This window comes from Holzapfeliella sp. JNUCC 80, assembly GCF_053667655.1.
In genome coordinates this window covers 969437-994456 of sequence record NZ_CM132205.1, presented here as the reverse complement: position 1 = coordinate 994456, position 25020 = coordinate 969437, and the positions used below count along the sequence as shown (strand labels likewise).

Annotated in this window: 19 protein-coding genes; 13 read left to right on the top strand and 6 right to left on the bottom strand. The window is 34.7% G+C overall.

The features are described 5' to 3' along the window. Positions 1 to 229 precede the first annotated feature (229 nt). From JNUCC80_RS04970 to JNUCC80_RS04960, 3 genes are all read left to right on the top strand, one after another. Positions 230 to 1201 carry a beta-ketoacyl-ACP synthase III gene (locus tag JNUCC80_RS04970; protein WP_454152774.1) on the top strand — a complete coding sequence of 324 codons (972 nt, stop codon included), beginning with the start codon at positions 230 to 232 and terminating at the stop codon, positions 1199 to 1201. A 32-nt stretch (positions 1202 to 1233) separates the two neighbouring features. Next, a complete protein-coding gene (locus JNUCC80_RS04965) occupies positions 1234 to 1932 on the top strand; it encodes a CPBP family intramembrane glutamic endopeptidase (protein ID WP_454152773.1) in 699 nt (232 codons plus the stop codon). 453 nt (positions 1933 to 2385) lie between these two features. Then, positions 2386 to 4080 carry a bacterial Ig-like domain-containing protein gene (locus tag JNUCC80_RS04960; RefSeq protein WP_454152772.1) on the top strand — a complete coding sequence of 565 codons (1695 nt, stop codon included), beginning with the start codon at positions 2386 to 2388 and terminating at the stop codon, positions 4078 to 4080. Positions 4081 to 4115: 35 nt separating this feature from the next. Here JNUCC80_RS04960 and JNUCC80_RS04955 read toward each other — a convergent pair whose 3' ends face one another. Then, the gene (locus JNUCC80_RS04955; protein ID WP_454152771.1) at positions 4116 to 4730 is read right to left on the bottom strand and encodes an SGNH/GDSL hydrolase family protein; all 615 of its coding nucleotides are present in this window, start codon (positions 4728 to 4730) and stop codon (positions 4116 to 4118) included. Between the two features lie 97 nt (positions 4731 to 4827). On the opposite strand from JNUCC80_RS04955, the gene JNUCC80_RS04950 reads away from it, so the two are divergent. From JNUCC80_RS04950 to JNUCC80_RS04920, 7 genes are all read left to right on the top strand, one after another. Further along, positions 4828 to 5292: an acyl-CoA thioesterase gene (locus JNUCC80_RS04950; protein ID WP_454152770.1), complete on the top strand. Its 465-nt coding sequence runs from the start codon at positions 4828 to 4830 to the stop codon at positions 5290 to 5292. Next, the gene (gene coaA / locus JNUCC80_RS04945; RefSeq protein WP_454152769.1) at positions 5292 to 6215 is read left to right on the top strand and encodes a type I pantothenate kinase; all 924 of its coding nucleotides are present in this window, start codon (positions 5292 to 5294) and stop codon (positions 6213 to 6215) included. The genes JNUCC80_RS04950 and coaA overlap by 1 nt, the downstream gene beginning before the upstream one ends. Before the next feature lie 71 nt (positions 6216 to 6286). Next, positions 6287 to 7843: a glutamine-hydrolyzing GMP synthase gene (gene guaA / locus JNUCC80_RS04940; RefSeq protein ID WP_454152768.1), complete on the top strand. Its 1557-nt coding sequence runs from the start codon at positions 6287 to 6289 to the stop codon at positions 7841 to 7843. 158 nt (positions 7844 to 8001) lie between these two features. Then, positions 8002 to 14376: a pectate lyase-like adhesive domain-containing protein gene (locus JNUCC80_RS04935; RefSeq protein WP_454152767.1), complete on the top strand. Its 6375-nt coding sequence runs from the start codon at positions 8002 to 8004 to the stop codon at positions 14374 to 14376. Positions 14377 to 14535: 159 nt separating this feature from the next. Next, on the top strand, positions 14536 to 15276 hold the full coding sequence (locus tag JNUCC80_RS04930; protein WP_454152766.1) for a metal ABC transporter ATP-binding protein: 741 nt from the start codon (positions 14536 to 14538) through the stop codon (positions 15274 to 15276). 1 nt (position 15277) lies between these two features. Next, entirely contained in the window at positions 15278 to 16135 is an 858-nt protein-coding gene (locus JNUCC80_RS04925) for a metal ABC transporter permease (protein ID WP_454152765.1), read from the top strand. Next, a complete protein-coding gene (locus JNUCC80_RS04920) occupies positions 16132 to 17070 on the top strand; it encodes a metal ABC transporter solute-binding protein, Zn/Mn family (protein WP_454152764.1) in 939 nt (312 codons plus the stop codon). The genes JNUCC80_RS04925 and JNUCC80_RS04920 overlap by 4 nt, the downstream gene beginning before the upstream one ends. Positions 17071 to 17102: 32 nt before the next feature. On the opposite strand, the gene JNUCC80_RS04915 is transcribed toward JNUCC80_RS04920, so the two are convergent. From JNUCC80_RS04915 to JNUCC80_RS04900, 4 genes are all read right to left on the bottom strand, one after another. Next, entirely contained in the window at positions 17103 to 18635 is a 1533-nt protein-coding gene (locus JNUCC80_RS04915) for a Cna B-type domain-containing protein (protein WP_454153360.1), read from the bottom strand. Positions 18636 to 18654: 19 nt separating this feature from the next. Beyond that, a complete protein-coding gene (locus JNUCC80_RS04910) occupies positions 18655 to 19230 on the bottom strand; it encodes an Ig-like domain-containing protein (RefSeq protein WP_454152763.1) in 576 nt (191 codons plus the stop codon). Between the two features lie 143 nt (positions 19231 to 19373). Then, positions 19374 to 19928 (bottom strand): hypothetical protein, encoded by a 555-nt coding sequence (locus JNUCC80_RS04905; RefSeq protein ID WP_454152762.1) that lies wholly within the window; start codon positions 19926 to 19928, stop codon positions 19374 to 19376. 468 nt (positions 19929 to 20396) lie between these two features. Continuing rightward, positions 20397 to 21245, bottom strand: coding sequence for an SDR family oxidoreductase (locus JNUCC80_RS04900; protein WP_454152761.1), 849 nt, complete (start codon positions 21243 to 21245; stop codon positions 20397 to 20399). Positions 21246 to 21342: 97 nt separating this feature from the next. Here JNUCC80_RS04900 and JNUCC80_RS04895 point away from each other — a divergent pair, with 97 nt between their 5' ends. Both JNUCC80_RS04895 and JNUCC80_RS04890 read left to right on the top strand, forming a co-directional pair. Further along, the gene (locus JNUCC80_RS04895) at positions 21343 to 21813 is read left to right on the top strand and encodes an Rrf2 family transcriptional regulator (RefSeq protein ID WP_454152760.1); all 471 of its coding nucleotides are present in this window, start codon (positions 21343 to 21345) and stop codon (positions 21811 to 21813) included. A gap of 11 nt (positions 21814 to 21824) precedes the next feature. Then, on the top strand, positions 21825 to 22397 hold the full coding sequence (locus JNUCC80_RS04890) for a uracil-DNA glycosylase family protein (RefSeq protein ID WP_454152759.1): 573 nt from the start codon (positions 21825 to 21827) through the stop codon (positions 22395 to 22397). Between the two features lie 40 nt (positions 22398 to 22437). On the opposite strand, the gene JNUCC80_RS04885 is transcribed toward JNUCC80_RS04890, so the two are convergent. After that, positions 22438 to 23463, bottom strand: a complete 1026-nt coding sequence (locus JNUCC80_RS04885; RefSeq protein ID WP_454152758.1) for a threonine aldolase family protein — start codon at positions 23461 to 23463, stop codon at positions 22438 to 22440. Between the two features lie 218 nt (positions 23464 to 23681). Here JNUCC80_RS04885 and JNUCC80_RS04880 point away from each other — a divergent pair, with 218 nt between their 5' ends. Next, on the top strand, positions 23682 to 25013 hold the full coding sequence (locus JNUCC80_RS04880) for an MFS transporter (RefSeq protein WP_454152757.1): 1332 nt from the start codon (positions 23682 to 23684) through the stop codon (positions 25011 to 25013). The last annotated feature ends 7 nt before the right edge of the window (positions 25014 to 25020 follow it).

Below are 25020 nucleotides of genomic sequence, written 5' to 3'. Positions count from 1 at the left end.
TTTCACTATCCTCAATTCGCTTTATAGGGTTCAAACAGTACTCGTCTAACTTGTCGTTTTTAACTCTATTCTATAATAAGTTAAATATAACATAGTATTTTTTTTTGTAAAGGTAATTTACATGAACGCTTGACATAACTTTTAAGAAATTTTAAATGCCTTGGTCAAAGGGTTATGATTAAGCTATAATTTTAATGATTGAATTTTAAATTAAGAAAAGGGAGTCCGCATGGTTTTTTCAAAAATACTCGGAGCAACTCACAAAGTTCCAAAAACAATTGTCACAAATGATGACTTAGCGCAAATTATGGAGACGTCAGATGACTGGATTCAGTCTCATATTGGTATTAAAGAACGCCGAATGAGTCTTGAAGGTGAAAACACCAGTCAGCTTGCAACAGATGTTGCACTTGAACTGGTTAAACAAACAAATACTAACCCAGAAGAAATTGATTTAATTATTGTGGCGACTTTTACTCCCGATAGTTTAGCTCCAGCCACAGCGGCTATTATCCAAAAAGAATTGAAAGCAAAAAATGCATGGGCTTTTGATTTGAATACAGCTTGTTCAGGATTCATGTCAGCATTGAGTACAGCGGATAAGTTCATCCAATCAGGTCAATACAAAAAAGTATTAGTTATTGCCTCAGATGTGAACTCAAAAATGCTTGATTTCAAAGACCGAACAAGTAGTGTGTTCTTTGGAGATGGTGCAGGTGGTGTTTTGCTAGGAACTGGCGACCAACCTCAATTTCTTGATGAGAATTTATACACAGTGGATGATCAAGATTTGATTTATTCTGGTCGTGTGAATACAATTGAAGACCTATCTGTGGATAATTATCCTTCAATTGGTGCTTTCCACCAGCATGGGCGAGGTGTTTATCAACAAGTTGTTTCAACAATTCCAAGCTATATTGAAAGCTTCTTGGCTAAAAAAGAATTAACTGTGGATGATATTGATTATTATGTTACTCACCAAGCTAATTTACGTTTAATCGAGAAGTTAGCAGAATTAATCAACCAGCCCATTGATAAATTTGCACGTAATGTCGAATACTATGGGAATACTTCAGCTGCAGGTATGGCAATTGGATTAGCACAGTTAATGAATAGTGAAATTGACTTAACTGGCAAAAAAGTATTATTAGTTGGATTTGGTGCAGGATTTACATATGGCTGTGTGTTGTTACAATTTTAGTTGAATGACTTAAAGAAAGTAGGAAGATAGTGATGAGTAAATTAGATATGACAAAGTATCTGAAATCGGTATCTGTTTATTTTGTACTAACCTTGGTTGTTTTGAGTATCGCAACTTTTATACCGGGAGGTAATGCTTATACATACTTCCTAGTTGTGGGTGCGTGGTTCTTTGGAGTATTTATCTATGATATTAAAAGTTATCGAATGTTTCTAAAGGAGCAATGGCAGATATTCAAACAATCAAAATGGAAAAACATCGCGATTATTATCGCGTCTTATATTATCTTACAAGCAGTTGTGGCTTTGGTAAGTCCAGTATTTAAATCATTTATTTCTGAAACAGAAAACTTTCCAACCTTTTCATTCCCAATTGATAACTGGCTAGGATTATTAATGACATTGATTGTGGGATTCATCAACCTTGGAGTTGCTTTTGTGGAAGAAATTGCATTTAGATATGAAATGTTTTACCGTTTCAAGCACTTGAGTAAAGTGATTTTGATTGTGTTGATGATCCTATCAAGCTTTTTATTTGGCGCTTCACATTTTTATAACTTTAACGGTAGTATTTTAGGAACATTACCCTACGCAGCAGCGGGTATTGTTTTTTCACTTACTTATATAGTTTCAAAGAACGTATGGGTACCCATTATTACACATATGCTGTTTAATTCAATTTCAATATTATCAGCAATTCTGCTAATTGTATTTAAGCTATTTGCAGGTTAGAAATTGATTAACTAATAAAAAACACTTGAAATAAAATTTCAGGTGTTTTTTTAATGCTAATTATTTGAAAAAAAGTTGTATTAGAACTAGATTTGGGTTAGATACACGGTACAAGTAAAGATGAAGTAGAGGTGTTGATATGAGAATTAAAAAATATGACTTTGTAATTTTTATCATTGCAGCTTTTTTTTAGCTAATGCTTTTACATTTCAACATGCTTCAAATGTTGTCAGCGCCAATGAAGATGTAAGTGTAAGTAGCATTGTCAGAGATGATAATTTAAGAAATTATGTTATCAAAGCAACTGCAGATCAATTTGGTATTGAAGAAAATGAGGTCACGGCCGATCAAATCAGGCAGTTACGCACATTAAATGTAGACCCTGGGAATCAAGCAGTTGATATTAATGATTTTCAAGATGTTAAAAATCTAACTAGTTTAACTGAGTTGACTTTGGACAATGTTAATTTACCTGAAGGAGAAATTATAACGGATAGTTTACCTACATCATTATTAAGCATAACTATCAAAGATAGTAATTTAACCAGTAATCAAATTGATAATGGATTTAACTTGCCCAATCTAACCAGTTTGACGTTAGACAGTGGAAGCTTAGTAGATGTGAACTTTTTGAAAAATTCAAATTTAACATCTTTATATAGTTTGTCTGCAGACGTCAACGAAATCAGTGACATTACTGCATTTAAAAGTGCTAACTTACCTAATTTAAGAGAAATATCACTCTCATATAATAAAATTAGAGATTTTACGCCACTCCTCAACTATACATTTGAGAATATTAATAATGAGTATCCTAGTTTTAGTGCAGACGATCAACAAGTTACTATTAATGAAACTATGGTAAAACCAACCGAAGATAACACAAAGTATACAATCGATAATAGTTATGAAAATTCTGGTGCATTGAAAGTTAATAAGTATGACTTTGACCAAAAGAAAATGGTTCCAAATTTAAAAAATGAAGATTTATTTTTCTTAGTTGATGAAGACAGTCGTGATGATTACGGTTTTGTTCCCAGTGAAGTTTATGATGGTGTAGTTCAACAAAAAGATATTGATGAAGACAACGATATCGAGAAGGTACGACAATTTTCTTTTGAAGCTTCACCAGACGACTTGCCTGAAAGGTTATCTTATGCATTTTCTGATAAGTATAGTCAAGTACAAGGAAGGGTAATTTACAATATCAATTGGATTGATAGTCAAGAAAGTTTAACTGTACAAGATACTAGTGTTGATCAATATACTAGTTTTGTTCCAAAAAACCAATTTATTCAAATTACAGATAAATATGGTAAAAGTGTTGATGCAAGTCAAGTGACAGTGCAAGGAAATGTAGATACAACGAAGCCTGGGAAATACGAAGTAACTTATTCCTATGGAGAACAAAGCAAGAAAGCTTTTGTGACAGTTGAACCTGTTTCAGCTGTTGTACCTGAACACTTGGATAAGACTTTATACATTGACAAAATTAAACAGTTGAGTCAAAAAATTAGCGACCAAGTTGAAAGTAACAGTAAGTTGACTAATTTAGAAAAACAACAGGTTATAGCAAAAATTGATGAGATTGAGCAATCTAATTTGTCTAAAATCGATGAAGCAACGTCGACAGACCAACTTGATAGTATTTTAAACGAGACGCTACTTAAAGGGATAGTTAATCACTTAGAAGAATTTATTAACGGTATTTTGGGAACTAGTTCAACTATTTATTACATTCCAGGATACGGTGTACAAAACTGGTTATTTGACGATAATAATCAAGTTGAAGCCATCCCAAATAGCTTTACACCAAGTCAAAGTAGAGTACAAGTATTTGGTAGTAAGTGGTTTGATAATGTAAAATACTCGCGAATTAATGGATATAACAATAATTTTTGGATTCAAACTCAGTACTTATTGCAACCGGTTGAAACCGATTTAACAGCGATTGCGACAGTAGGTAATACGCCCACTGCTAACTACGCTGTTTATTTAAGGGATTCAACAGGTGATATAACAACCCAAACTGTTATGCCAGGAACTTCTTGGTTAGTCTTTGCTCAAAAGAAAATTGGCGGACAATCTTATTACCGAATTGGTAATGAAAATCAATGGATTCAGGCAGAATTTGCTAAATTAAGTTAAAATAAAAAACCAACAAGTTTAAACTTGTTGGTTTTTTATTTGGTTACGGTATTCTTACTGGCAGAATAGTGACGTTTTCTAAAAGTTTTGCGTTTCACTTTAGAAGCAATCAATGGAACTAATTTTTTCACTAGTAAACGGTTACCAGAATCAGAAAAATGGATACCATCTTTTTGAAGATAACGATTAACATGTGTGCTTTTTTGCATTTCTTCAGCTAAATCAAGATAAGGCAAATGATAAGTGTGAGCCACATGCTCTGCCACTAATTCAAATTGAAGAATGCGAGGCCATGATTGGTTTGAAGCGACGCGCCAGTTGGTGTATGGTGGTGAAACTAAGATGACTTTTTTTGGACCGATTTTTTCAATAATCCGATTTAAGTTAGTGTTGAATCGTCCGGGAGTCATCCCAAGCTTAACAGCCGCATCATTAGCACCAAAAGCAAGGACAACAACATGTGGTTTCGCGTTCAGAACGTTAAGAGATAAGTAATCTAAAGCGTCATCAGTTGTGGCACCAGAAATAGAAACGTTAATGACTGTGTCTTTTGGAAAAGCTTGTTGAATAGGTTTGGTGATGGCAGAAGTGTGGCGACCATTCTTGAAACCGCCCATAATGGAATCACCAAAAAGTAAGATTTTGGCCATGAGAACCCTCCTAACTTTTTGAGTTTAAAACTTTCTATCTATTTAATAGTAGATTACAATAGACCTAATGACAAATTTTTTTAAAGAGAGATTAAAAATGTTAATGAAAGAAACTTTGGTTCAATACCAATTTACCGTAGAAGAATCAGATTTGAATAGTGGTGGCATCTTGTTTGGCGGTCGCTTGATGGCGATTTTGGATAATACAATGGCAAGTGCTGCTCAAACTTTAACAACCGCTCGTATGGTGACAGGAAGTGTTGATACGATTCGATTCATGCGTCCAATTGATTTGGGTGAAACTATCACAATTCGTGCGCAAGTTCTCCAAACTAAAAAACGTGTAGCTGAAGTGCTTGCCGCTGTCTATAATAGTCGCAATAAGCTGACTAACTATGCCGTGTTTACTTTTGTGACAGTCGACAAAGATGTCATTTTACCCACAATTGAAGGTCAAACTGATATTGAAGAATTATTGCAAGAAAACTTTGAAAATCGTGTGAATACGCGTGAAAAAACGCATCAACGCGTATTCAAATTACTAAAAAAAGGTGACTTATAATGCCCATTAAAAATTACCATGCTTTCTCAAGAGCAGATTGGCAAGATTTAATTGAGTACCATTTTGAAGAAATTATTAGCGAAGATGAACTACAAGAACTAAAAGCATTAAATGATAGTATTTCATTGCAAGATGTGCGTGAAATTTATTATCCGTTGATTGAACTCTTACAGATTCACTGGAATAATCGCCGTGACTTACATCAAAAACAAAATCAGTTCCTACAAATTAATCAACACAAAAGCCCTTTTATTATTGGAATATCGGGAAGCGTGGCAGTTGGCAAAAGTACGACTGCAAGATTACTAAGAACATTGATTGATCGTTTGTTCCCAAAATTGAGTGTGCAATTGATGACCACGGATGGCTTTTTGTATTCTAATGAAGACTTAAAACGTCAAAACTTAACCGAACAAAAAGGATTCCCTGAAAGCTATGATATGCAGAAGTTCTATGAATTCTTGCTGCAGGTTAGACAAGGGCAATCAAATGTTAAATATCATGTCTACTCTCACAGTATTTATGATATTGTTAAAGATGAGTATGAGGTTGTAAATTGTCCCGATATTTTGATTATTGAGGGAATTAATATTTTACAGTTGCCACCTAACTCAGATATTTTTCTCACAGCATTCTTTGATTTTTCAATTTACCTAGATGCTGATGAAGACTTAATCGAATCTTGGTTCTTGAAGCGATTTAAGACATTATTTGATTATGCCAAAACAGATCCAACAAACTTTTATGCAAAGTTTGTTGAAATGGGTGAAGAAAAAGCCTATCAAGTGGCAAAAGATGTTTGGGAAAATATTAATTTAGTTAATTTACGTGAATATATCGCCCCAACCAAATCACGCGCAAATGTGATTTTGCACAAGAGTGAACATCACGTCATTGACCAGGTTTTACTTCGTAAGTATTAGAAAAAGTTTATTTGAAACGTGGTACAATATCACGTATAATTTTTATTAATTAGTATAAAGGAGTGGCCAATTTGTCAAAAGCAATCGACAGTGTGCAAGCAGATAAAATTATCGTGCTTGATTATGGAAGTCAATATAATCAATTGATTACGCGCAGAATTAGAGATTTAGGTGTTTACTCAGAGTTACTACCTAATACAACCTCTGCCGATGAAATCAGACGTATTAATCCTAAAGGGATTATTCTTTCTGGTGGACCAATGAGTGTCTATGATGAAGGTGCTTTCAGTATTGATCCTGAAATCTTCAATCTAGGTATTCCTATCTTGGGTATTTGTTACGGTCTTCAATTAATGTCTTACAAACTAGGCGGACGTGTTGAAGCTGCAGATAACCGTGAATATGGTCGCGCCCCAATTCAAGTAACAGATGAAACAAGCCGTTTGTTTGCTAATACACCAAAAGAGCAAACAGTATGGATGAGCCACGGTGACTTAGTGATTGAAGCACCTGCCGGCTTTGACATTGTGGCAACAAGTAAAAACGCACCAATTACAGCTATTGAAAACAAAAAATTAAACATGTACGGTATTCAATTCCATACTGAAGTTCGTCATACTGATTATGGTATGGATATCTTACGTAACTTTACATTTGAAATCGCTAAAGCTGAAGCTAACTGGACAATGGGTGACTTTATTGAACAACAAGTTGCTGAAATCCGTGAAAAAGTTGGTGACAAGAAAGTTCTTCTTGGACTTTCAGGTGGGGTTGATTCAAGTGTTGTTGGTGTATTATTGCACAAAGCAATTGGTGACCAACTAACAAGTATTTTCGTTGACCATGGTTTACTACGTAAAGGTGAAGCTGACCAAGTAATGGAAAGTTTAGAAGGAAAATTCGGACTTAACATTATCAAAGTCGATGCTAAAGAACGTTTCATGTCTAAACTTGAAGGTGTTAGCGATCCAGAGAAGAAACGTAAAATTATCGGTAACGAATTTATTCGTGTCTTCGATGATGAAGCAACTAAGCTAAATGGAATTGAATTCCTTGCTCAAGGAACACTTTACACAGATATCATCGAAAGTGGTACAGCTACAGCTGAAACAATCAAGAGTCACCATAACGTTGGTGGATTGCCAGAAGATATGCAATTTAGCTTGATTGAACCACTTAACACATTATTTAAAGATGAAGTTCGTCACCTTGGTGAAGAACTAGGGATGCCTTCAGACCTTGTTTGGAGACAACCATTCCCAGGACCAGGTCTTGGGATTCGTGTTATCGGTGAATTAACTGAAGAAAAATTAAAAGCTGTTCGTGATAGTGACTATATCTTGCGTGAAGAAATCAAAAACGCTGGTCTTGAACGTGAAGTATGGCAATACTTTACTGTATTACCTGGATTCCGTTCAGTTGGTGTTATGGGTGATGGTCGTACTTATGACTACACAATCGGTATTCGTGCCGTTTCTTCAATTGATGGAATGACGGCTGACTTTGCTAAAATTCCATGGGATGTGTTACAACACATTTCAGTTCGTATCGTAAATGAGGTTGAAAACATTAATCGCGTCGTCTACGATATTACATCTAAGCCACCTGCAACTATTGAGTGGGAATAATTAATCTTGTAAAAGCTTTGAGCCTTACGGTTCAAAGCTTTTTGTTTTGATAATATTAATATATAGTTTTGATTTTTCTGATGTAACGATGTAAAATGAGCCCCACAATCATAATTTCATCAGTTAATAATGAAAGTCATCTTCAAAAGGAGTAGTTTATGTACAATAAAAACAAAATACAAAAAACAAATGAAAAGAAAATAATGAAAAAAGTTAAGAAACAATGGGTAGTTGCTTCTTTAGTGACCTTTGCGTTACTTGGTGGCGGTGTTGTTACTTCGGTACAAAGCACGAGTCAGCAAGTTATGGCTGATGATGTAATTTCCGGTAATAACCAACCAGCTTCAAATGGGAATAGTGAGAATCAGCCGGTACAATCTGAAACTGGAACAGCTGATGAAGGACAGCAAGATGGTATTACCGCTGGTCAACAAAATTCTGATACAGCAACTGATGAAAATAACCAACGCAATAAGACTCAAGACTATAAAACAGCGTATAATAATGCTAGAAAAGGTTATCTAGATGGAAATACTTACAGTCAAGATACTGGAAATAATGATACTTACTATATTGCTGGATACAATAGTAACCCTGTAGTTAAAGGTACTAATGCTGGGTTAAGTGCGGCTAAACAAACCCCAATTGGTTCTGAAGTTTCAGATAATGACGAAAGTACATATAAACGAAGCTACGAAAATGCATTTAAGGGATTTGCAGCAGGAAAAAATAATGATACTGTGGCTAATTCTGATATTAATCAAGATAATATTTATCAAAAAGCTTTTCAGTTGGGCAAACAAGCTACCCAAACTGCTGAGGCAACAGATGAACAAAACGGGATTAATGCTGGTACACAAGCAGCACAATCAGATGCTTTAGATGGTGCAAAAAATTATAGTATAGATGACAGAGCACAGACTTCTAGAGTATTACCAACTAGCGGTAGTCCGGTTTACCAAGAAGCTTATCAAAAAGCTTATGACGCTGTTGTTCTTGGAACTAATAATGGATCACAGAATGGTATAGGTGATAAGTATAACGCTGCTTATTCCGTGGGACAAAATATTAGAGTTAATAATCAAACAGTATTAGTATCTAATGGTGCACAGTTAGATGCGGCTATTCAAGACAGAACTAAAACTGCAGATAACAAGGATAGTATAACGACTATTAAAGCTGTCAAAGATATTAGTATGTGGAGTACTAGAGGAAAATCCAATTCTACAACAGTTGCTACTTACAACAATGGTGGTGAAATTGCATTCAGTAAATCTATTACGATAGACGGTGGGGGGCATACTATCGACTTTGCTGGATCAAGGTATGCGCAAAGTACAGCCAGTGATATTACCATGAAAAATATGGTAATGTATGGGACTGAATATTACGGAACAGTTAGAACAAATGCTGCAAGTAATATAACTTATGATAATTTTAGATATTATGGTCCGCAACTAATTGAATCAGGTAGTGCTAAAATTACAGTTAAAAATAAAGTTGAAGCAAGTTCAACTAAGTTACAATATAAGCCATCAGATATTGTGCAAGATGCCGAAGATGAGAATCAACTAAATCCAAGATTGAATGTTTCTCTATCACCGACTGATGGTGGTGGAACTCAAGAAATGATTACAGCTTCAAATGTTACTTTTTCTGCCAATAGCACTTTTGATGGATATACCAATAATGGTCCAGTAATTTCATTGACGGGAACACCGTCTGTTACCGTTCAAACAGAATCCACAGTTAATCTTCATCCAAAAGGAACAAATAGCAACGCTTATGGATTATTTATGTCATCAGGGAATTTCAATGTTGCTAATAACGCTAATTTCAATATTATTCCGGAAAGAAATTCGAATGGAAATCTGGCAGGTGCGTTAGACATGAATGGAGGTACCTTAACCATTGATGGTGGTAAATTCAATGTGAAATTGAATGGTAATACTGGCTCTCAATTGCCTGTTGATGTTGGTGGGAATATTTTAGTTGAAAATGCAGGTCAGTTTATTCTTGAGAACAGACAGAATAATGCAACAGTATCAACCCCAACCTCTTTAATGAATGTTCGAGCAGGACTAACTGTTAAAGACAAGTCTGTTTTAGGAATGTATGCTAGTGGCGATGCAAACGTTACTTTGTTATCAGCAGCTGGGGGAGTAGACATTCAAAATCCAGGTAGTGAAACATATCAACTTGGTGGTAAAAATGCGGTAGGTGTTACTTTTGACCTAAATGACAATCACGGTGCTAAAAGTTCAGCTATAACAGGTTCCAGAATTAATATCAAAAATATCGTCTTAAACGATAAACCATATGCTAATGTTTTAATTCCATCTGATAATGCCACTGGTGGCAACTTGGTTGGTACGGGATTAGGAAGTACACAGTCAAATGATAAAACTGATTTAGGTTACTATGGAAGTACTAATGCAAATGACGATGATTCGAACAATAAAAAAACAAGATATTTAAACTTTCTAGCTGCACCTAATTTTAAATTAGATAATAATAGTTTGAAATTAGAACGAGATACAACAACAGGAAAGCTATTCTTAAAAGGGTCATATCAATTTATGGATTCTAACGATAGTTTTAATCCTAATAATAAAAACCTATATTTAGGTGCATACAAAGGTGACACAGCACTAAATGGCACAGTATCTAATGATGATTTTCCAACAGATACAAATAAATATAGTAGTAAAAATACTAAAAATGATTATCAAGATTTAACATCTGTGCCATTTGCTATTGAACTTCCAAATAATTTAAAACAAGCTGATCTTAAGGCGCTTTCTGTTAAAGGACAGTACATTGTAGGAAGCGATAGCCAAAAACTGCAAATTTCTGATTCTGATGCACAAGCTATTGCTAGTGATACTACAGCGGCAGATAATCAAAGTGGTGTAGAAGCGTTTCTTAATAATCGTAATAACGCTAATTATAATCCTAGAAGTGATAGTCGATATGGTAGCAACGATAATTATACAGCAGGGTATGATAAAGCCAAAGCAGGTTATAATGATGGTATAAGTGGACAAGATAATTCAGGATCAATATCTGAAGGAATTTCCAGAAATGCTTATCTTCAGGGGTATCATCAAGTCCAAACTGATGAAAATTCAGCAAGAACAGGATTATCAGATTATAACGCAGATAGTACAAAATCAATAAATGAAACAAAAGCTCAAGATGATTCATATAAAAATGGATTTAATGGTGCAAAAGATGGTCAACAAGATGGTGCAGCAGGAATTACTAAATCAGAATCTGAGTTGAAGGCAGACAATAAGAATAAAGCTTACAAAGATGCTTACAACGATAGCAACCAACAAGCTAAAGACGCACGTGATGGTGCAATTGATTCAATTAATGCTAAAGGTCAAGGAGCTGTAAGCACCAATAAATCGCCTGAATATCAAGCAGGATTTAATGGTGCAAAAGATGCTCAAACTGGCGATGGTAAAGCAAAAGCAACAGATGCAAATTACCAAACAGGGTATAACTTAGCTAAGGGAACAAAAGATGGCTTAGCTAAGAATCAAGACGCAACAGTGTATGCAAATGATAAAGGATACAAAGCAGGTTATGATGCCGTATCTGCAGGTGCACAAGCTTATCAAGCAGGGAAAGAATCAACTGCAGACAAAGATGATAAACAACAATCACTATATGATACAAATGCATCTTATAGAGTAGGATATGATGAAGCCAAGCAAGCAGCAGATGATTATGCAGGAGGTAAAGTAGCCGATAAGACATCAGGTATTTATAATGATGTTTATCAAGATGCCAAAAATGGTCATGATAAATATAATGAAAATCCAGATGTGTCAGCAGCCGATTTAGCAAAAGAATCAAAAGCTTATCAAGATGCCTACCATAAAACAAAAACTCAAGTCGCTGGATCATCAGACTATAGTGCAGATAGCACAAAATCAATGAATGAAACAAAAGCTCAAGATGATTCATATAAAAATGGATTTAATGGTGCAAAAGATGGTCAACAAGATGGTGCAGCAGGAATTACTAAATCAGAATCTGAGTTGAAGGCAGACAATAAGAATAAAGCTTACAAAGATGCTTACAACGATAGCAACCAACAAGCTAAAGACGCACGTGATGGTGCAATTGATTCAATTAATGCTAAAGGTCAAGGAGCTGTAAGCACCAATAAATCGCCTGAATATCAAGCAGGATTTAATGGTGCAAAAGATGCTCAAACTGGCGATGGTAAAGCAAAAGCAACAGATGCAAATTACCAAACAGGGTATAACTTAGCTAAGGGAACAAAAGATGGCTTAGCTAAGAATCAAGACGCAACAGTGTATGCAAATGATAAAGGATACAAAGCAGGTTATGATGCCGTATCTGCAGGTGCACAAGCTTATCAAGCAGGGAAAGAATCAACTGCAGACAAAGATGATAAACAACAATCACTATATGATACAAATGCATCTTATAGAGTAGGATATGATGAAGCCAAGCAAGCAGCAGATGATTATGCAGGAGGTAAAGTAGCCGATAAGACATCAGGTATTTATAATGATGTTTATCAAGATGCCAAAAATGGTCATGATAAATATAATGAAAATCCAGATGTGTCAGCAGCCGATTTAGCAAAAGAATCAAAAGCTTATCAAGATGCCTACCATAAAACAAAAACTCAAGTCGCTGGATCATCAGACTATAGTGCAGATAGCACAAAATCAATGAATGAAACAAAAGCTCAAGATGATTCATATAAAAATGGATTTAATGGTGCAAAAGATGGTCAACAAGATGGTGCAGCAGGAATTACTAAATCAGAATCTGAGTTGAAGGCAGACAATAAGAATAAAGCTTACAAAGATGCTTACAACGATAGCAACCAACAAGCTAAAGACGCACGTGATGGTGCACAAGATGCCATTAAAGGTGATTCAAGTAAATATAATCAATCGGGGACACCTGCTGCTTATAACAAAGGTTATGAAGGTGCCCAAAAAGGATTAGCAAAAGATACTACTGATGTTTCAAAAGATGCTAATACTCAAACAGGATATAATCTAGGACAAGCAACAACAGATGCTTTAGCAAAAGCTAAAGGACCTGAATATGACTCTGACAAAGGTTATCAATCAGCGTATGATGCCGTAACCGAAGGTGCAAAAGCCTATCAAGCAGGTAGAGCATCAACTGCAGACAAAGATGATAAACAACAATCACTATATGATACAAATGCATCTTATAGAGCAGGATATGATGAAGCCCAACAAGCAGCGAATGATTATTCAGCAGGTAAAGTAGCCGATAAGACATCAGGTATTTATAACGATGTTTATACTGATGCCAAAAACGGTCATGATGATGCTCAAAAATCAAATACAAACGAACAAGCGCCAACTGATGGTTCGAAATCTCAGCAATATCAAGATAGTTACAATGCTGCAATAGCTGCTGTTCAGGGTAAAAAAGACTACTTGAATGATGGTAATAAAACTAAAGAGAGTCAATATTCTGGACCCCAAAAAGAGGCTTACAACAAAGCTTATGAAGGGGCAAAAGATGGACAAGAAAAAGGATTAACCGGAGCAACAGCAATGGCTACCGGTAAACCAGTATCTTATCAAGATGGCTATAGATCAGGATATAGTAAAGGTTATGATACTTACCAAGATGGCTTAACTAGTGCAAACGTTAATGCCGTTCAAGCAATGGTTGAAACTGGCAATCCAATTAAAGATTACACAGGTCCTTATGCTTCTGTTTATAAACAAGCCTATGAGGTTTATCAAAATGGGCAACAAGAAGCTGCTAAAGACTTAGAAAATGGGATTAAACCAGATTTGACGAATAAATCTAAAGCTTATGTAAATGGGTATAACAACTTGATTTCCCACGCTGTTCAAGCAAAAGTGAACTACACACCAAATGCAAATGTCTTAGTTTGGAGTTTAAATCAAAATGGTAAACCTGTTCAAACTGAACAATATAAACAAGGTTATCAAAACATTGTTGTGACGGATGAAACAATGTTAGTTAATGGCGTATCCTATACTAAGTTAGCAACGGACAATAACGCATGGATTCAAACACAATATCTAGATGATTCGAATGCAACTCCTCAAAAAGTTAACTATATCGAAGGATACGGCGTTCTTATTTGGAACTCTGATGGTTCACGAATGGTGGGATCAAATATTACTGAATCAGCATTAGCTAATGTTAAGACATATGATCAAAAAGTAGTTGAAGGTGTGCCTTATACTAGAATTAATGCAAAAGACAGTGATCAATGGATTCAAACACAATATTTACAAAACACTATTCCAGAAACTAGCGGGGTGGTTAGTCTAGGCAATGTACCACAAAATTACGCAATTTACTTGCGTGATGGTAATGGTAAAATGACTAATCAAGCACTTTATGCAGGAACATCATGGAAAGTATTTGAAAGTAAGAAGATTAACGGACAGTTATTCTACCGCTTAGGAAGTGACAATCAATGGGTTGAAGCTAAATATGCTGATGAATTTAAAGTATAGATAGATAACTTCAATTCAACATAAGAACACATTCTCGACTTAGTCGAAAATGTGTTTTTTGTTTTTACTAAAAAGTTAAGTAAACCTAAAAAACATTGTAACAGTACTTAAAAAACGTTAAACTAGTGAGACGAGAAAATAAGAAAAGTGGAGGAACTTATGTTAGAAGTTAAGAACCTCACTGTTTCCTATCATGACACACCAGTATTAGCTGATGTTGCCGTTAGGTTCAACGCTAGTAAAATCACTGGGATTATAGGACCAAACGGTGCAGGAAAATCAACATTAATTAAATCAATTTTAGGCTTAGTCAAAGTACAAAACGGTCATATTTTATATAAAGATGAACCTATTAAGAAATTTCAAAAGAAGATAGCTTATGTCGAACAGAGAAAAGAACTGGATTTAACTTTTCCAATTAGTGTATTTGATCTAGTTTTGTCGGGGACGTATGGTAAATTAGGGTTATTTAAAAACCCAGGCAAAATAGAGCACCAAAAGGCGGCCAAAGCACTAGAACAAGTCGGGTTAAGCGAGTTTTCCTCACGTCAAATAGGGCAATTATCGGGTGGACAATTGCAAAGAGTTTTTATTGCTAGAGCTATTGTTCAAGAAGCAGAAGTAATTATTTTAGATGAGCCATTTGTTGGAATTGATTTGCAAAGTGAACGCAAAATTATGCAGATTCTAAAAACATGGCGAGACGAAGGTAAAGTTATCATCGTTGTTCATCACGATTTAAATAAAGCACCACAGTATTTTGATGATTTAGTTATTTTGAATCACGGAATCGTTGATTTTGGTCCGACAAAATCAGTTTATTCCTCAAAAAATATTCAAAAAGCCTTCAGTGCAGATTTATCACAAGCCTTATTTAGTAGTGGACAGGAGGACGTGTAAAATGGCATCAATCACAGATTTTATCCAAGCTTTAAGTCAATATGATTTCTTACAAAGTGCACTATTAACTGCAATCATGGTAGGGGTTATGTCTGGAATTATCGGTAGTTTTATTATTTTACGGGGGATGTCACTGATGGGAGATGCGATTTCACATGCAGTGCTTCCGGGAGTTGCTGTGGCTTATATGTTAGGCATAAATGTTTTAGTCGGTGCATCTATTTTTGGGATTATCGCAGCTATTTTGATTGGATTTGTTGCTTCAAATAGCAAAATCAAAATGGATACATCGATAGGAATTATATTCAGTGCATTCTATGCATTGGGATTTATTTTGATCTCAATGGCTGAAAGCGCTGCTAACTTACATCACATTTTATTCGGAAATATTTTAGCCGTGAGTGATGGTGATATGATGACCACAGTAGTTGTTTTAGGGATTGTTATTTTATTTGTATCAATCTTTTACAAGGAGTTATTAATTACTTCATTTGATGCTGTTTATGCCAAAACTTACGGCTTAAATGTTCAGTTTATTCATTATGGATTGATGTTAATTTTGACATTAGTTACGGTTTCAGCACTACAAACAGTCGGTATAATATTGGTTGTTGCTATGTTAATAACGCCTGCTGCAACAGCATTCTTATGGAGTGAACGACTTTCAAGTATGCTGGTTTTGTCCGCAACGATTGGCGCTATGTCAGCTGTGGTTGGACTATACTTTAGCTATACTTTTAACTGGGCATCAGGTCCGGCAATTGTCTTGGTCGGTGCAGGTATCTTCTTTTTATCATTTTTATTTTCGCCACGACAAGGTGTATTAATCAGACAACTAAAGGGGAGAGTGAAAAGATGAAACGAATTGTGATTAGTTTTATTTCGGTTTTTGTTATGATAGCTAGCGTTTTTTTATTTGTAGAAAAACGCAAATCTAATAATTCTCAATTGCAAAATCAAAGTGACAAATTGCACATAGTAACAACGAATTCAATTTTAGAAGATATGGTTCACAACATTGGTCAAGATAGAATTGAGTTGTATAGTATCGTTAAACGAGGAACCGATCCTCACGAATATGAACCACAACCAACTGATATTTCAAAAACAAGTAGTGCTAATTTGATTTTTTATAATGGACTGAATTTGGAAACAGGGGGTAATGGCTGGTTTACAAAGTTAATGGAAACATCTAAAAAAACTTTTAATCAAGATGTGTTTGCGACAAGCGAAAATGTAATTCCACAGCAATTATCAACAAATGAATCAGAAATAGATCCACATGCTTGGCTAGATATCTCTAATGGCATGATTTATGTACAAAATATTTTGAATCAAATGGTAGCCAAGGATTATAAAAATGCAGAATTTTATGAAGCCAATGCGACTAAATATTTAGAAAAATTACAAGAGTTACATCAAACAGCTCAGTCTAAATTTGTGAACATTCCTGAAAATCAAAGGCTGTTGGTGACTTCAGAAGGAGCATTTAAGTATTTTGCTAATGCTTATCAAGTAACACCAGCTTACATTTGGGAGATTAATACTGAATCACAAGGTACACCTGAACAAATGCAAACGATTTTAGCTAAAATTAAGCAATCATCAGTTAAAAGCTTGTTTGTGGAAAGTTCTGTTTCACCTAAAGCGATGACGCAAATTTCAAGAGAAACAGGATTACCGATTTATTCGAAATTGTTTACGGATTCATTGGCTAAATCAGGGATTGAAGGTGACACTTACTATAGTATGATGAAATGGAACTTAGATAAAATTTATGAAGGATTAAATTAAAAAGGAATACCTATTTGGTATTCCTTTTTGAATTATTTATTGTTTATTTTTTTAGAAACAGCTATATATAAGAGAACTATTACAATGAAAGAACCAATAATTGTTAATAACTGAGACTCAACTATTTTTTCTCCTGTTTGTGGAAGATTATTATTTTTGTTTTCGGGTTTAGAGTCTAAACCTGATGAAAATGAATGTGAACTAGATAAATAACTATTTGAGCTATTTATAGTGCTATTACTTTCGGCTTTAGGGGTGATATTTTCTGGACTAGGATTGTCATTATCAATAAAATTGTTTAAAATATCGAACCCAGTAATCCTCGTTGAATAATTAGGAATGTGGTCTTCAGATATTGTGTAGACTACCAAATTGTTGTTTTGATATTTTGGTAAATCGTTAAATGTATACTGCCAATTATTTTGTGCGGTTACAATTTTTGTTAAATAGGGTTTGTTATTAGCTAGAAGATTAACGGCAATATAATTAGGACGCAAATTATATTTGTTATTTTGGTCATTCCAAGTCTTATGTCCGCTTATTTTAGTTACTTGATCATAGTTATTAGGTTCAACTGGGCTCGATGGATATATGGGAGAAGAAGGTTGATTAGGTGAAGGTATGCTTTTAAGAGTATTCGTGATCGTAAAGTTATTTTGGTTACTGCTTGTGATGCTACTTGTATAATTGCTGATGTTTGTATTAGTTTCTTTAACTGAATAGTTAATTACACCATTGCTATCATATTGGGGCAAATTTTCCCAAGTGTTTGCCCACTCATTTGCAGAAGATAACCGTACCGTGTCACCATATAAACTGTTGTTAGCATATAGTTGAACTTCAACATATTCGGGACGAAGGCCAGAACGATTGTCATTATCGTTCCAGATTTTGTTTACTGAAACGGATGTTTTTAAAGAACTTGTATAGGTGTTGGTTATGTTGTAGTTTGCTATTGAACTATTGTAGTGTGGAATTTCTGGTTCGGAAATTGTATAGTCAATTTCTTTTCCATTTTGATTATATTTAGGTAAGTTATTGAAATTAAACGCCCAATTTTCATCAGCGTTTACTTGTTTTGAGGCGTAGATATTTTTATCAGCTAGTAAGTCAATTGTGATGAATGCTGGTCTGTCAGATGCTGTATCTCCAACCCAATTCTTTGACCCGGTAATGTTCTTGAATGAGCTAGAATCACCATTAGTACCAATATACGGAGAAAACGCATCTACACGCTGATTTTCAATATTATTTCCTGTTAAATTCCCCGTATTTTTATAATTAAACGAAGTACGTTTATCAGTTATTTTTGTAGTGTAATCAATGATAATGGTATCGGTTATCGATCCTAATTCAGCTGTAAAATAGTTAGAATTGCTTTCAATTATTTTAGGCTTGAAGTTGTGATCTTGGATAATTGTAAAATCAGTCCCCTCAGAATTATAGTTTACCTTGTAAGTATTAATACTATCAGAGACTAGTTCATTGTTAAGCCCAACTATATCTGTGTAAATAGCGTTATGGATAGTCTGTTTGCCATAGTTAAGGCGGGCACGCCAGTGTATGATATTAGGATTATAGACGTCATACCACCCCCCATTTTTGGAGGAGTTCAGCGCTGTCTGGAGAACTCGCTCTGTTAACTGTTATATTCGTGCTGTTTCCAAAAGTATCAGGTGATATTATTTTTGTTTCGGTCGGATTTAAATTCCAATTAGCAGATAATGAAATATTCGTAATAAAGTATTCATCGTTGGCAGGTACTGAGTTCATCGTCAGAGTAAGTGTATGGTTATCGATACTTGTGACGGCTCTGGCTATATTTTGATGTGTAGTGCTGTCAAATATTATGAAATTAGAATTTTCAGTCGGCCGAAAAATATCTGGAATTGAAAGAGTAATAGTGTCTCCTTGGTTAATTCCGGAAGGGATTTTCAAAGTCCACATAATTCTGATGCCATCATACATATTAAATGTACTTTGGTATTTATTGTTTTGGTCTCTAATGTCTTTTTGTGTAATAAAACTATCTGTATAATTTTGTCTTGAAGATTGATCCTGAGCGTTTAGCTCATTTTTATTAGCGCAAAATAGTGCAGTGACTATTAGAAAAATAAATACTAATAAAAAAGGAATAATATTTTGTTCTTTTTTGTTCATACAATAACCTCAACTTTTACTTTACTCAGTATTTCTATTAAACTATTAAATTGTGACCAACTTTTGTATTAATCATATTTTAATAATTATTTCATATGGTTATTATATGTCTCATATACTTATTTTTGAAATAATTAGTCTTATTATTCTATTTTATAAAGGCACCAAATCATTTGAGGGGTGAACGTTTTAGCAATTCGATAATTTAAACCCGACAACTCTTGATTGGTAAAGTTATGGCTAACGATTGCGTATTGGCAGTTCCCTTTGGCAAAATCATCAAAGGCGAGTGGTTTGCTAGTAACATAGTTAATTTTTAATGAATCTAAATTCGAAAAGGTGCTTTTCATTAATTCACTAGTTGCAGGATGAAGCGAGATTTTGTGATTTTGATTAGCTAGGTTTTCGAGCAAGACCATAGGCATTGTGGGAATATGGAAAGAAGTTAGCACAGTCAGACTTTGCCAGTAGCGATAATGATAGTCCGCGAAACTTTGGTGGTGTTGGTTATTTTGATAAGCAACAGGAACTAAAAACAAGTCGCCGTTTAGTGCATCCAATTGCTGATAAATCTCATCAAATGAGGAATGTAAGACGATCTGATCAATCGGATAACAATCAGTATTTTGACTGATAAAATAGGAAGCTGCTTTATAGCTATCAGTTGTTTTGGGACCAAGTGTATGTAAAATTGTCATAATAAAAAACCTTTCAAAAAAAGCTAGATGAAATAAATTCACCTAGCTTATGGCTATGAAAGTTGATTGAAAATTTAAAAAAGTCCCAGTCAAAATTGCTAGATGAATAATTATTTCGCATCTAGCAACAATATCTAAACAGACTTTAATCACTAAGATACGGGCATCAGATTAGTGCACCGTATCTTTTGAAAAACACGCGTGCACTAGCTAAAGTGACTAAAGTTAAAAAATCGTTTAGAAGCAATTGAGACTCTATTCATATTAAATTTCCTTCCTGATTAATTTTCTATATTAAAACATGTTTGATTAGTAAAGACAATGGTTTATTTAATATTAATTTAATTTAACAAATAATAAAAAAAGCTTACACGAAAAATAAGTTTTTGCTAGAATAATGCGTGATTATATAATGATTTAAAAAGACAAAGACATAAAAAAGAGACCTCGGAAAGGGTCTCTTTTTTATTATTCAGAAATGAGTTCTGCTAATGCTTGAGGTAAAGAAGTCAGAGGGTGACCTAGAACTGATTCAAAGTCACTTGACGAAAAGTTAAGAGCTTGGTCTTCAATATCATTTTGGATGGCTAAGAAGAAATTAGCTGCTTCTTTTGGCAAGCCTGTGTGTGTCAATTGTTTGATGAAATCAGTATCATTAACAACATGATTGTTAATAGTTTTTGATGTCCCAGTGGTTAATGCACTAATTAAATCTTGATAGCTATAAGCTTGACCAGAGAGTTCAACAACTTCAGGTGTGTTTTCTGTCAGCAAAATAGCTGCGGCAGCTTCAGCGTATTCGCGTTTTAATGCCCAAGCAACTTTTCCAGTTTTAGCTGTATAAATAAAGTCTCCAGTTTGAAGTGCATGCTGTATAAGTGGCAGTTCGTTTTCCAAATACCAGTTATTTCTTAAAAATGTATGGGCAATTCCAGATTCTTTAATGGCATTTTCCGTATAAAGATGATCAGGTGTCATCATACTAGTAGAGTTTTCTAAGTTGGCTAAACTAGTGTAGACAATTTTTGAAATTCCCATTGCTTTGGCAGCATCGACAACATTTTGGTGTTCAACTTTGCGATTTTCAGAATTACCAGATACAAAAAATAAAACATCAATGTCTGCAAAAGCTCTTTCAAGCGTTTGTGGTTGACTATAGTCTCCCAGACGAACTTGAAAGTTCTCTTTTTTTAGTTTGTCAGCTTTATCTTGGCTTCGAGCTAACGCAAAAAGATGATTGTGGTCAACCTTATCTTTTAAGTAGGTTAAAGTTTTGTAACCTAAATCACCGGTAGCACCTGTTATTAAGTAGTTCATATAAATCTCCAATCCCAAACCTGTATTTTTATAATTTACACCATCATCATAAAGAATGTGATAAGATAAGTCAAGAAATAAACACAGAGGTGTAGTCATGAAGTATTCAATTCAGTTCAGCGATGCTATCCACATTTTGCTTTATATTGAAATGTACCAAGATACCGATTATCTATCGAGTGCAAAAATTGCTGAAAGTATTCAAACCAATCCCGCAAATGTTAGAAAAATAATGGGGCAATTAAAAAAGAGTCAATTAATTGAAACAGAAGTTGGCAAAGCAAAGCCAAGGTTATCACGTAAAATAAATGAAATAACACTCTTAGACGTTTACCAAAGTATTGAAGGAAACACCAACCTAATTCAGGTTGATCAAAAAACAAACATGGCATGTGTGGTGGGTTCTAATATTCAAGAAGTTCTAGAAAAGCACTATAATGAATTGCAGCAGAAAATCGAACATGAAATGTCGAAAATCAAACTCAGTACTTTGGTTAAAGATATTGCATCGACTGAATATCAGAAACGAACACAAAATTATGATGTGATTGAGAAGTACTTAAATTAAAAAGGAGTCATATGCTATATCAAAAACAAATTATGGCCGATAAAGAAAATGCTAGTTTTACGCAACAAGGATTGAAACCGATTTATCAAATTAATTCAGAAGCTAAGATTTTAATTATTGGTCAGGCTCCGGGGAAAAAAGTTCAAGATACTGGTATTTTGTTTAATGATAAAAGTGGTGAACGATTGCGAAAGTGGTTGGGTGTTGACTCTGAAACGTTTTATGATGGGCATAATTTCGCAATTATACCAATGGATTTTTACTATCCTGGGAAAGCTAAAAGTGGCGATAAGCCACCTAGAAAAACTATTGCTGAGAAGTGGCATCCTAAGTTAATTGCACAGCTACAGCAACTGCAATTAATTATTCTGATTGGCAATTATGCTCAACATTTTTATTTGAATTTGAATCCGTCTGATAAATTAACGACAACAGTAAAGAATTACAAAACTTATTTACCAAAATATTTTCCAATTGTTCATCCGTCTCCTAGAAACAATATTTGGTTGAAAAATAATCCTTGGTTTGAAACTGAAATTATTCCAGATTTGCAAAAAAGGGTTCAAAAAATATTAAACAGATAAAAAAGCATTATGACTTAGTCATAATGCTTTTTGGTTTGCTTTAGATTAAAGTTAACAACTCGTCAACACTTTCCTCAGTTGTTGCCCAACAAGTTACAAAGCGAATAATCATATGATCTTCGTCGTATTTTTCCCAAGGGGCAAAGTCGACTTTTTCTTTAAGGTTTGCAATAGTTTCATGATCAACAATAAAGAATTGTTGGTTAGTATGTGAGTCCATGTAAGGACGATAACCTTTTTGCAAGAACCCGTCTTTAATTCGTTTTGCCATATCAATGGCGTGTTTACTAATTTTTAGATATAAGTCATCTGTGAAGAGTGTTAAAAATTGAATTCCTGTTAAGCGACCTTTAGCAAGAAGTGCACCATGTTGTTTAACTAGAGTGGTGAAATGTTTAGGTTCGTTGTTTTTAGTGAAGACAACTGCTTCACCACACAAAGCCCCAATTTTTGTTCCACCAATATAGAAGACGTCACATAATTCAGCAACATCTGCCATAGTCATATCACAGTGATCACTCATCAAGCCATAACCTAAGCGTGCGCCATCCATGAATAAGGTTAAATCATGTTTGTGGCAAGCTTTAGAAAGTGCTTTTAGTTCATCGTAAGAATAAAGTGTACCATATTCGGTTGGTTGTGAGATATAAACCATTCCCGGATGCACCATGTGTGGTTCGTTAGGGTCTTTGTAGAAGTCTTTAACATATTGGTCGACTTGTTCGCCAGATATTTTACCATCGACGTTTTCGATTGTTAAAACTTTGTGACCTGTGAATTCAATTGCACCCGCTTCGTGAGTGGCAATGTGACCAGTATCTGGTGCGATAACACCTTCGTATTTTTTAAGGACAGAATCGATAACCACTTTGTTAGTTTGCGTTCCACCAACTAAAAAAGTGATTTGAGCCTGTGGACAATTGATGGTTTCACGAATTTTATCTGCAGCTTGTTGGCTAAAGCTATCAGTCCCATAACCGGGTTCTTGAACCATATTGGTTTCAACTAGTTTTTTAAGTACTTTAGGGTGTGCACCTTCTAAATAATCGGTTGCAAAAGATAACATTTAATTTTCCTCCGTTTATGTTTGAGACAACTTAGTAATAAGAACCATAATCATGGTTTTAAAATTCATTATATTCCTCCACTTAAAGGATACAAAACTGGCTTCGAGACTGTCAATTAAGATTATTAAGATAAAGGGTTGCCTTAAAGTAAGCTTTAAGGGTTAAAGTGTTAACTATCAGCTGATCAAATAGATTTAATGGCAGAAAAGAGGATAAAATGAAAGTAAATAAAAAATGGTTATTGGCAATTATATTATTGAGTTATTTCATGATATTACTTGATAATTCAATTATTTTTACTGGAACAGTCAAAATAGCTGAAGAACTTAAACTTACTCCCACAATCTTATCTTGGGTTAGTAACGCTTATTCGTTAACCTTTGGTGGGTTATTATTAATTGGCGGTAGACTAGGAGATACTTACGGCAAAAAAAGAGTGTTTTTAGTAGGACTGATTTTATTTGGATTAGGTTCACTTTTAGTAGGTATTGGCAATACGGGTCTTTTTGTTATTTTAGCTCGAGGTTTTCAAGGCGTTGGATCAGCTATTTTAGCTCCAACGACATTATCATTATTGATGACTTACTTTAAAGGAGAAGCTAGAACTAAAGCAATTTCAGCATATGGTGCAATGGGTGGAATTGGTGCTAGTCTCGGATTAGTAATTGGTGGATTGTTTGCGAGTTTGCTGTCTTGGCGAGATGGATTTTTGATGAACGTCCCAATCGCAATCTTAATGATTATTATGACCACTATTGTGATACCAGAAACAAAAAAAGTAACCGATAACCGACTTGATTATATCGGTGCAATTTATTCGTTTGTGTTTATGGTGAGCTTAGTTTATGCCATTGTTGGAAATGTTGGCAGAGTAGTATCCGCTATGTTGGCAGTTATTTTTGTGGTGTTATTTATAAGACGTGAAGCGCGCGTTGTATCACCATTGACCCCATTGCGATTGTTTGCGAATAGTGAGCGATTAGGTGCTTACTTAACAAGATTTTTTTATTTAGGTGCAATGCTCAGTATGTGGTTTTTGACACCCCAAATCATGCAAACACAGTTAAATTTCACCCCACTTCAAGCAGGGCTTGGTTTTTTCCCGTTGACAATTGTTAACTTTGTTGTGGCATTAGGAGTAGCTAAACTAACTAAAAAATTCGGAAATACCCGATTATTAATAGTAGGGACGATGACTACGACGATTGGCATGCTAATGCTGACCTGGTTTACACCACAGTTAGGCTATGTTTTTGGGATTGCCGTTCCTATGCTTTTAATGGGTGCTGGACAGGGACTGACATTAAGTCCACTGACCGTGGCAGGAGTCGCTTATACAGACGATAGGGATTCTGGATCAGCTTCGGGTGTAATCAATGTTGCCCACCAATTGGGTGGTAGCGTGGGGGTATCATTAACCGCTGCAGTTATCCAACAAATAGATCAACCATTGATGGGCTATCATGTGGCAATGACAATCACGACAATATTTTTAGTATTATCAGTTTTTATTGTTGTTATTTTTATTGCTTTAAATCAAAGAAAGTAGGGATTCT

What these genes read in the sequence shown, in the direction of transcription:
- JNUCC80_RS04905 (WP_454152762.1), bottom strand. Translation starts at nt 19,928, where the DNA reads ATGACAATTTTACATACACTTGGTCCCAAAACAACTGATAGCTATAAA.
- coaA (WP_454152769.1), top strand. Translation starts at nt 5,292, where the DNA reads ATGCCCATTAAAAATTACCATGCTTTCTCAAGAGCAGATTGGCAAGAT.
- JNUCC80_RS04965 (WP_454152773.1), top strand. Translation starts at nt 1,234, where the DNA reads ATGAGTAAATTAGATATGACAAAGTATCTGAAATCGGTATCTGTTTAT.
- JNUCC80_RS04955 (WP_454152771.1), bottom strand. Translation starts at nt 4,730, where the DNA reads ATGGCCAAAATCTTACTTTTTGGTGATTCCATTATGGGCGGTTTCAAG.
- JNUCC80_RS04925 (WP_454152765.1), top strand. Translation starts at nt 15,278, where the DNA reads ATGGCATCAATCACAGATTTTATCCAAGCTTTAAGTCAATATGATTTC.
- JNUCC80_RS04890 (WP_454152759.1), top strand. Translation starts at nt 21,825, where the DNA reads ATGCTATATCAAAAACAAATTATGGCCGATAAAGAAAATGCTAGTTTT.
- JNUCC80_RS04950 (WP_454152770.1), top strand. Translation starts at nt 4,828, where the DNA reads ATGTTAATGAAAGAAACTTTGGTTCAATACCAATTTACCGTAGAAGAA.
- JNUCC80_RS04885 (WP_454152758.1), bottom strand. Translation starts at nt 23,463, where the DNA reads ATGTTATCTTTTGCAACCGATTATTTAGAAGGTGCACACCCTAAAGTA.
- JNUCC80_RS04970 (WP_454152774.1), top strand. Translation starts at nt 230, where the DNA reads ATGGTTTTTTCAAAAATACTCGGAGCAACTCACAAAGTTCCAAAAACA.
- JNUCC80_RS04930 (WP_454152766.1), top strand. Translation starts at nt 14,536, where the DNA reads ATGTTAGAAGTTAAGAACCTCACTGTTTCCTATCATGACACACCAGTA.
- JNUCC80_RS04910 (WP_454152763.1), bottom strand. Translation starts at nt 19,230, where the DNA reads ATGAACAAAAAAGAACAAAATATTATTCCTTTTTTATTAGTATTTATT.
- JNUCC80_RS04935 (WP_454152767.1), top strand. Translation starts at nt 8,002, where the DNA reads ATGTACAATAAAAACAAAATACAAAAAACAAATGAAAAGAAAATAATG.
- JNUCC80_RS04920 (WP_454152764.1), top strand. Translation starts at nt 16,132, where the DNA reads ATGAAACGAATTGTGATTAGTTTTATTTCGGTTTTTGTTATGATAGCT.
- JNUCC80_RS04880 (WP_454152757.1), top strand. Translation starts at nt 23,682, where the DNA reads ATGAAAGTAAATAAAAAATGGTTATTGGCAATTATATTATTGAGTTAT.
- JNUCC80_RS04895 (WP_454152760.1), top strand. Translation starts at nt 21,343, where the DNA reads ATGAAGTATTCAATTCAGTTCAGCGATGCTATCCACATTTTGCTTTAT.
- JNUCC80_RS04900 (WP_454152761.1), bottom strand. Translation starts at nt 21,245, where the DNA reads ATGAACTACTTAATAACAGGTGCTACCGGTGATTTAGGTTACAAAACT.